Origin of the sequence: Streptomyces sp. FH025, assembly GCF_017427025.1 — a bacterium.
Classification (GTDB): domain Bacteria; phylum Actinomycetota; class Actinomycetes; order Streptomycetales; family Streptomycetaceae; genus Kitasatospora.
Genome location: NZ_JAFLNG010000379.1, coordinates 1 through 7549, shown reverse-complemented (window position 1 = coordinate 7549; position 7549 = coordinate 1). Strand labels below are relative to the sequence as shown.

At 74.7% G+C, this 7549-nt stretch carries 9 protein-coding genes; 5 read left to right on the top strand and 4 right to left on the bottom strand.

Features of this window, described 5'->3' with window-relative positions; genetic code table 11:
- The 4 genes from J0670_RS24240 to mug all read left to right on the top strand — a co-directional run.
- On the top strand, positions 1-1069 hold a 1069-nt coding region (locus J0670_RS24240; protein WP_207813769.1), incomplete at its 5' end, for a M20/M25/M40 family metallo-hydrolase.
- Between the two features lie 50 nt (positions 1070-1119).
- Positions 1120-2283 (top strand): aminopeptidase P family protein, encoded by a 1164-nt coding sequence (locus tag J0670_RS24235; RefSeq protein ID WP_207813768.1) that lies wholly within the window; start codon positions 1120-1122, stop codon positions 2281-2283.
- Between the two features lie 118 nt (positions 2284-2401).
- Positions 2402-3412, top strand: coding sequence for a phosphatase PAP2 family protein (locus J0670_RS24230; RefSeq protein ID WP_207813767.1), 1011 nt, complete (start codon positions 2402-2404; stop codon positions 3410-3412).
- A gap of 14 nt (positions 3413-3426) precedes the next feature.
- Positions 3427-4029 (top strand): G/U mismatch-specific DNA glycosylase, encoded by a 603-nt coding sequence (gene mug, locus J0670_RS24225; RefSeq protein WP_207813770.1) that lies wholly within the window; start codon positions 3427-3429, stop codon positions 4027-4029.
- Here mug and J0670_RS24220 read toward each other — a convergent pair.
- The gene (locus J0670_RS24220) at positions 4026-4922 is read right to left on the bottom strand and encodes a LysR family transcriptional regulator (RefSeq protein WP_207813766.1); all 897 of its coding nucleotides are present in this window, start codon (positions 4920-4922) and stop codon (positions 4026-4028) included. The two genes, mug and J0670_RS24220, sit on opposite strands and share 4 nt — an antisense overlap.
- Here J0670_RS24220 and J0670_RS24215 point away from each other — a divergent pair.
- The gene (locus J0670_RS24215) at positions 4921-5880 is read left to right on the top strand and encodes an NADP-dependent oxidoreductase (protein WP_207813765.1); all 960 of its coding nucleotides are present in this window, start codon (positions 4921-4923) and stop codon (positions 5878-5880) included. The two genes, J0670_RS24220 and J0670_RS24215, sit on opposite strands and share 2 nt — an antisense overlap.
- A gap of 12 nt (positions 5881-5892) precedes the next feature.
- Here the strand turns inward: J0670_RS24215 and J0670_RS24210 are convergent, their stop codons facing one another.
- From J0670_RS24210 to J0670_RS24200, 3 genes are all read right to left on the bottom strand, one after another.
- Positions 5893-6849 (bottom strand): M48 family metalloprotease, encoded by a 957-nt coding sequence (locus tag J0670_RS24210; RefSeq protein WP_207813764.1) that lies wholly within the window; start codon positions 6847-6849, stop codon positions 5893-5895.
- Positions 6850-6852: 3 nt separating this feature from the next.
- Positions 6853-7278, bottom strand: a complete 426-nt coding sequence (locus J0670_RS24205; protein WP_207813763.1) for a BlaI/MecI/CopY family transcriptional regulator — start codon at positions 7276-7278, stop codon at positions 6853-6855.
- Positions 7279-7361: 83 nt separating this feature from the next.
- Positions 7362-7549 (bottom strand): hypothetical protein (locus J0670_RS24200; RefSeq protein WP_207813762.1); only part of this gene is annotated, 188 nt, incomplete at its 5' end.

Sequence of the window (7549 nt, the reverse complement as noted above, 5' to 3'; positions counted from 1 at the left end):
GCTCGACGACGCCGCCTGGACCTCCCCGCCGTTCGAGCTCACCGAGCGCGACGGCCGCTGGTACGGGCGCGGCGCCGCTGACTGCAAGGGCAACATCGTCATGCACCTCACCGCGCTGCGGGCGCTCGGCGACGACCTCCCGGTCGGCGTCAAGCTGGTGGTCGAGGGCTCCGAGGAGCAGGGCACCGGCGGCCTGGCGGCGTACGTGCCCCCGCACGCGGGCGAGTTGCACGCGGACGCCCTGCTGATCGCCGACACCGGCAACGCCGCCGCCGACGTCCCCACCGCCACCACTTCGCTGCGCGGGGTCACCACCGTGGTGGTCAGCGTCCGGGCGCTCCACGGCGACGTGCACTCCGGCATGTTCGGCGGCCCCGCCCCGGACGCCCTCGCCGCGCTGATCCGGATGCTCGACTCGCTGCGCGACGCCGGCGGCGGAACCCGGATCGACGGCCTGGACTGCACCGGCACCTGGAGCGGCGCCGGGTACGACGAGACCCGGTTCCGGACCGACGCCGGAGTCCCGGACGGCGTCCGGCTGACCGGCTCCGGCACCGTCGCCGACCGGCTCTGGGCCCGCCCGGCCGTCACCGTCCTCGGCATCGACTGTCCGCCCGTGGTCGGCTCGGCCGCCGCCGTCCCGGCCACCGCCCGGGCCCGGGTGAGCCTGCGGGTACCGCCCGGCACCGAGGCCCGCGCCGCCCAGGACGCGCTGGTCGGGCACCTGGAGGCCGCCGCCCCCTGGGGCGTGCGGGTGGAGGTCGAGCGGCAGAGCGCCGGCGAGCCGTTCCGGGCGGGCACCACCGGGCCCGCGTACACGGCGCTCGACCTGGCGATGCGGGAGGTGTACGGCACGCCGATGTCCTTCCTCGGCCAGGGCGGCTCGATCCCGCTCTGCAACGTCCTCGCCACCACCTTCCCCGAGGCGGAGATCCTCCTGATCGGCGTCGAGGAGCCGCGCTGTCTGATCCACGCGCCGAACGAGAGCGTCGACCCGGAGGAGCTCCGGCGGATGGCCCACGTCGAGGCGCTCTTCCTCCGGCACTTCGCCAACTCGGGCCGCACGTGATGGAGTTGCCCATGTGATGGAGTTGCCCACCTGATGGAGCTGCCCACGTGATGGAGTTGTCGCGAAGCCCGTCCGGACCACGAGGAGGAAGCACCGTGCCCCGTCCCTTCACCGTCGAGGACCACGCCGCCCGGATGGCCCGGGCCGCCGCCGACGCGACCGCCGCCGGGCTGGCCGGCCTGGTCATCGCCCCCGGCCCCGACCTGGCGTACCTGTGCGGCTACACGCCCACCGCGATCACCGAGCGGCTCACCGCCCTCGTCCTCGCCGCCGGGCGCCGACCCGCCCTGGTGGTCCCCAAGTTGGAGCGCCCCGACGCCGAGAAGGCGGTCGGCGCCCCGGCCGTCGAGCTGCTCGACTGGTCCGACGGCGAGGATCCGTACGCCGCCGTCAGCCCGCTGTTCGACCCGGCCGGGCGGTACGGCGTCTCCGACAACGCCTGGGCGATGCACCTGCTCGGCCTCCAGTCCGCGCTGCCCGGCGCCGCGTTCACCTCTCTCACCGAGACCCTGCCGATGCTGCGCGCGGTCAAGGACACCGAGGAGCTGGAGCGGCTGGCCGCGGCCGGTGGCGCCGCGGACGCCGCCTACCGGAGCATCCTGGAGGTCGCCTTCGCCGGCCGCCGGGAGACCGACGTGGCCGCCGACCTCGGCGCGCTGCTCATCCAGTACGGGCACAGCCAGGTCGACTTCACCGTGGTCGGCTCCGGCCCCAACGGCGCCAACCCGCACCACGAGGCCGGGGACCGGGTCATCCGGCCCGGCGACACCGTGGTGCTGGACTTCGGCGGCCTCAAGGACGGCTACGGCTCGGACACCACCCGCACCGTGCACGTCGGCCCGGACGTCCCGGCCGAGGTGCGGAAGGTGCACGACGTCGTCCGGCTCGCCCAGCAGACCGCCTTCGAGGCGGTCCGCCCGGGGGTGAGCTGCCAGGAGATCGACCGGATCGCCCGACGGGTGATCACCGAGGCCGGCTACGGCGAGTACTTCATCCACCGCACCGGCCACGGCATCGGCACCACCACGCACGAGCCGCCGTACCTGGTCGAGGGCGAGGAGCGGCCGCTGGTGCCCGGCATGTGCTTCTCGATCGAGCCCGGCATCTACCTGCCCGGCCGGTTCGGAGTGCGGATCGAGGACATCGTCACCGTCACCCCGACCGGGGGCCGACGCTTCAACAACACCCCGCACGAGCTGGGCATCGTCTCCTGATGAGCCGTCCGATGCGTCACCCCGTCCTCACAACCCTGACCCGCCTGCGCGCCTTTCTTACGGGCCGGTCATGGTTCACCCAGAGTCCTCCAAGTTTGCGTTGGTAGTTTCGGTGAGCATGACCAAGCTGCTCAGCCCGGCCCCGCCGACCCCGGCGCCGGCCGGCCGACTGCGACCCGTGACCGACCGCCCCCGCCGCACCGGGCTGGCCAGACTCCGGCTGCTGGCCTGGCCGCTCTACCTCACCGCGTTCGGCTGGTTCCTGCACACCCAGGGCCTGGCCTTCGCCAACGACGTGGTGTTCCTGTGGCTGATCGGTGCACTGCTGACCGCGGCCGTGCACAGCGGACACGGCTGGCGCGGCTTCGCGCTGGTGCTGCGCGACTGGGTCCCGGTGATGGCCGTGGTCTGGGTGTACTCGCTGCTGCGCGGCTACGGCGCACACACCCCGTGGGCCCCGCACTGGCTGCCGCAACTGCGCGCCGACGAGGTGCTCGGCTTCGGCGAGACCTGGACGGTACGGCTCCAGCACGCGCTCTACACCCCCGGCTCGCCGCACTGGTACGACTACGCGGCGATGGTCGTCTACCTCTCGCACTTCCTCGTGGTCTTCGTCCTGCTGGCGATCCTCTGGCGGCGCGCCCACCAGCGCTTCCGGCAGCTGCTCGCCGCCTACCTGGCGCTCACCTTCGCCGGCTTCGCGACCTACCTGCTCTACCCGGCCGACCCGCCGTGGCTGGTCTCCCAGGAGGGCAACCTGCCGCACCTTAGCCGGGTGGTCTGGGAGGTCGTCTCCGCCGCCGGGGTGCCGCAGGCCGACTCGCTGCTGGAGAACGGCAGTCAGTTCGCCAACGACGTCGCCGCGATGCCCTCGCTGCACTCCGCCTACCCGGCGATGCTGCTGTTCTTCTTCTGGCCGACCGCCCGGCCGTGGCTGCGGGCGCTGCTGGTCGCCTATCCGCTCGCGATGGCGTTCACCCTGGTCTACGGCGCCGAGCACTTCATCGTGGACATCTTCGCCGGCTGGACGTACGCGGCCGTGGTGGTCTTCGGCCTGCGCTACCTGCGCAACCGCCGGACGGTGCGGCGGACGGCGCAGCAGACGGCGGAGGCAGACTTGGCGGCGTGACCTCACATCCGCCGATCCCACCGGTCCCGGCCGCGAAGCCAACGAAGCCAACGAAGCCAACGAAGCCGACGCCCGAGCAGCTGCGGGCCGCCCAGGACACCACCATCCCGGACATCACCGGGCCCGGGCTGCGGGTGCTGTTCTGCGGCATCAACCCGGGCCTGTGGTCCGGTGCCACCGGGCACCACTTCGCCCGCCCCGGCAACCGCTTCTGGCCGGCCCTGCACCGCTCCGGCTTCACCGAACGCCAGTACCGCCCGGACGAGCAGGGCGAGCTGCCCGCGCTCGGACTGGGCATCACCAACGTCGCCCCGCGCACCACCGCCAAGGCGGACGAGCTCACCGCCGAGGAGCTGCGCGCGGGCGGCGCGGCGCTGCGCGAACGCGTGCTGCGACTACGCCCGCGGGTCCTGGCCGTACTCGGCGTCGGCGCGTACCGGACGGCCTTCGGGCGGCGGCAGGCGGCGATCGGGCGCCAGCCGGAGGGCATCGGCGAGACCGAGGTGTGGGTGCTGCCCAACCCGAGCGGGCTCAACGCCCACTACACGCTGGACGCGCTGGCCGCCGAGTTCCGCAAACTCCGCGAGAGCGTCGACGGGCTCGACCGCGCGAGTTAGGCCGCTGCCAGCCCCTCGGGCAGCGGCAGCTCGCGCAGCTCACGGATCAGCGCCCGGACGGGTGCCGTCCCGGCCAGCTCCGGGGTGGTGACGTACCCGACGAAGCGGCTGGGCGGGTGCGGGCCGAGGTCGGTGACGGCCAGTCCGGGCGGGGCGCCGAGCAGCGCCGTGCGGGGCATGATCGCCATGCCGAGGCCCTGGGAGACCAGGGCGAGGGCCATCGTGTCGTCCTCCACGTCGACGGTCGCGGGCGGGAGCCAGTCCTGCCGCCGCCACCAGTCCCGGGTGTAGGAGTCGCAGTTCTCCTGCCAGTCGACCAGCGGCAGCCCGCGCGGCGCCGGGTGGTCCTGCGGGTGCGCCAGCCCGTACGTCTCCCGGTACAGCCGCACCGCGACCAGGCCGGGGACGGCCGGCGGGCCGCCGGCGTCCAGGGTGGCCAGCCCGAGGTCGGCGCGCCCGTCGGCGACCTCCCCGGCGGTTCCCCGGCCGAGCTCCCGGACGATCCGCACGTGCGGGGTGAGCCCGGGGTGCCGGGCGGCGAGCCTGGCCAGGACGGGCGGCAGCAGGTGGGCGGCGGCGCTGCGGAACGCGGCGATCCGCAGCGTGCCGGTCACCGGCCCCGCCGTGCCCGGCCCGCGCACCTCGGGGCCCATCGCGGCCAGCAGCCGCAGGATCCGACGGGCGTACGCCACCGCCCGCGCGCCGGCCTCGGTGGGGCGTGCGCCGTGGCGCCCGCGGTCGAAGAGCACCGCGCCGAGCTTCCGTTCGCAGGCGCGCACGGTGTGCGAGACGGCGGACTGGGTAGTGTCCAGGCGCACGGCGGCCGCGGTGAAGCTCCGCTCCTCCTCCACGGCGACCAGGACGCGCAACTCGTGCGGGGCGAGATCCGTCATGCGCCCGAATCTACCGGCATCCATCGAAGCCGCTCATGGAAGCCGCCCATCCATCGCCGCCGGCGAGGCCCTCGTCGAGAACGTCTACCAGTCCGTCGACCCGTACATGCGCGAGCTGATGAACGAGGACGGCTGGGAGCTGCACGGCCCGCTGGAGGGACGCACCATCGGCCGGGTGGTGGAGTCCCGGGCCGACGCGCTGCCGGTCGGCGCCATCGTCTTCCACCGGCAGGCCTGGCGCACCCACTCGATCGTGACGGCCGACGGCGCGAACGTGCTGCCCGACTTCGAGGGCGTCCCGCTCAGCGCCCACCTGTCGATCCTCGGCGGCACCGGACTGTCCGCCTGGGTCGGCCTGACCCGCGTCGCCCGGCTCCAGGCCGACGAGACCATCTTCATCTCGGCCGCGGCCGGCGGCGTCGGCACCGCCGCCGGCCGGATCGCCCGGTTGCTCGGCGCCGGACGGATCATCGGCAGCACCGGTTCCGCCGCCAAGGCCGCCCACCTCACCGAGCACGTCGGTTTCGACGCCGCCTTCGACTACCACGACGGCCCGATCGCCGACCGGCTGCGCGAGGCCGCCCCGGACGGGCTGCACGTCTACCTCGACAACGTCGGCGGCGAGCACCTGGAGGCCGCCATCGACGTGATGCGCGACTACGGCCGGATCGCCTGGTGCGGCGCCGTCGCCCAGTACAACACCCCGCTGGACCCGCCGCCCGCGCCGCGCAACCTCTACGACGTGGTCGGCCGGAGCCTGCGGCTGGAGGGCTTCCTGGTCCGCAACAACCTGGACGCCCGCCCCGAGCTCTACGACTTCCTCGTCCCGCACCTGCGCTCCGGCGCCGTCGTCCCGGACGAGACGATCGTGGACGGCTTCGACCGCGTGGTGGAGGCCTTCCTCGGCGTGCTGACGGGCGCCAACACCGGCAAGATGATCGTCCGGATCGGCGACTGACCTCGGCTGCCGCTACAGCGGCGTGACGGCCTTGAGCACCACCAGCAGGGCCACCGCGGCGTTGAGCGCGCACAGCGCCGAGGCCGCCGTGCCGACCGCCGCGACCATCGCCGCCAGGCCCGCCGGGGTCTTGGCCGGCGGCCAGTTGCGGGCGGTCGGCACCGGGCCGAGCAGTGCGGCCACCCGGCGCGGCACCGGACCGGGCGCGGCGGCCGGGGCGGCGAAGGCCGCGAAGCCGGGCGCCGGAGCGGCGTGCGAGACCAGGGCCGCCCGGGCCACCGCCCTGGCGGTGATCCGGCGGTCGCCCACCGCCTGGGCCGACTCCTCGTCCGCCCAGCGCTCCGCGGCGAACGCCACCGCGTCCTGGAGCGGCCGCAGGAAGGGGTTGACGCAGGCGGCGAGCTGGGTGGTCAGCAGGTAGCGGTGGTGCCGGTGGCGCAGGTGCGCCCGCTCGTGCGCGAGCAGCGCCTCGCGCTCGTCCTCGGCCAGCCCGGCCAGCATCCCGGTGGAGACCACCACCCGGCCCGGCGAGCCCGGCAGCGCGTACGCGTACGGGCTGCGGTCCGGCAGCACCGCGAGGTCGCCGGCCCCGGCGGGGCCCCCGGGCAGCCCGGCCAGCGCCCGCCGGGCCCGGCCCCGGATCCGCAGGTGCCGCACGACCGTCCGGGCGCAGGCGAAGCCCACCAGCACCAGCAGCCACATCGCGGCCGTGCCGACCGTCTCGTGGTACGGCAGCGCGGCCCGCACCTCCGGGTCGGACCAGCTGTCCGGCAGCGGATTGCCGGGGATCTGCGCGGTGCCCACCACCCCGATCAGCCCGAGGCAGAGCACGCTGCACACCGCCATCACCGCACTGATCACCGTCATCAGCCGGGACGCGCCGCGCGGGTGCAGGTGCTGCTCGGTCAGGCGGGCGATCGGCACCGCGGTCAGCGGCAGGATGAGCGGGAGGAAGACGAAGAAGCCCACGGGTCAGCTCTCACGGTCGGCCGCTGCCGGATCGGCGGACGCGGCGTCGAGCAGCGCCCTCAGCAGTTCCTCGTCGTGCGGCAGCAGCGCGCTGACGAAGCTGGCCAGGACGGCGTCCCGGTCCGCCTCGCCGTCGAGCATCCGGCGCATCCGCAGCGCGGCCAGCCCGGCGGCGTCGGAGGAGGCCTGCCAGAGGTAGGAACGGCCGGAACGGCTCCGGGAGACGGCGTTCTTGGCGTGCAGCCGGGACAGGATGGTCATCACCGTGGTGTACGCCAGGTCGCCCTCCAGGCGTTCCTGGACCCACCCGGCGCTGGCCGGACCGGGCGCCCGCTGGAGCACCGCCAGCACCTGCGCCTCCAGCTCGCCCTGGCCGCGTCGTCGGGTCGGCGCGTCCCCGGACGCCGGGGCGTGCCTCTCGTCTGCCATGACGGCCCACTCCCTCCGGATGCCGCGCCCCGGCCGACGGGGCGCGGCATCATCCTAGCGAGCGGCAGGCGGCGCCGAACGGCTCAGGACGAGGGTTCGGGGGCGTACTCCGGGACGCACCTCGCGGCGTACTCCGGGGCGTACTTCGTCGACGTACGAGGCAAGGGCGCCCCGCCGCCGACGCAGCGGCTCCCGGGCGTTCCGCCGGCGGTCCGGCTCCGCGACGTCGGGTGGTGCAGGTCGAAGGCCGGGGACGAGTCGGAGACGTGGA

What these genes read in the sequence shown, in the direction of transcription:
- J0670_RS24205 (WP_207813763.1), bottom strand. Translation starts at nt 7,278, where the DNA reads ATGGCAGACGAGAGGCACGCCCCGGCGTCCGGGGACGCGCCGACCCGA.
- J0670_RS24235 (WP_207813768.1), top strand. Translation starts at nt 1,120, where the DNA reads ATGGAGTTGTCGCGAAGCCCGTCCGGACCACGAGGAGGAAGCACCGTG.
- J0670_RS24220 (WP_207813766.1), bottom strand. Translation starts at nt 4,922, where the DNA reads ATGACGGATCTCGCCCCGCACGAGTTGCGCGTCCTGGTCGCCGTGGAG.
- J0670_RS24215 (WP_207813765.1), top strand. Translation starts at nt 4,921, where the DNA reads ATGCGCCCGAATCTACCGGCATCCATCGAAGCCGCTCATGGAAGCCGC.
- J0670_RS24230 (WP_207813767.1), top strand. Translation starts at nt 2,402, where the DNA reads ATGACCAAGCTGCTCAGCCCGGCCCCGCCGACCCCGGCGCCGGCCGGC.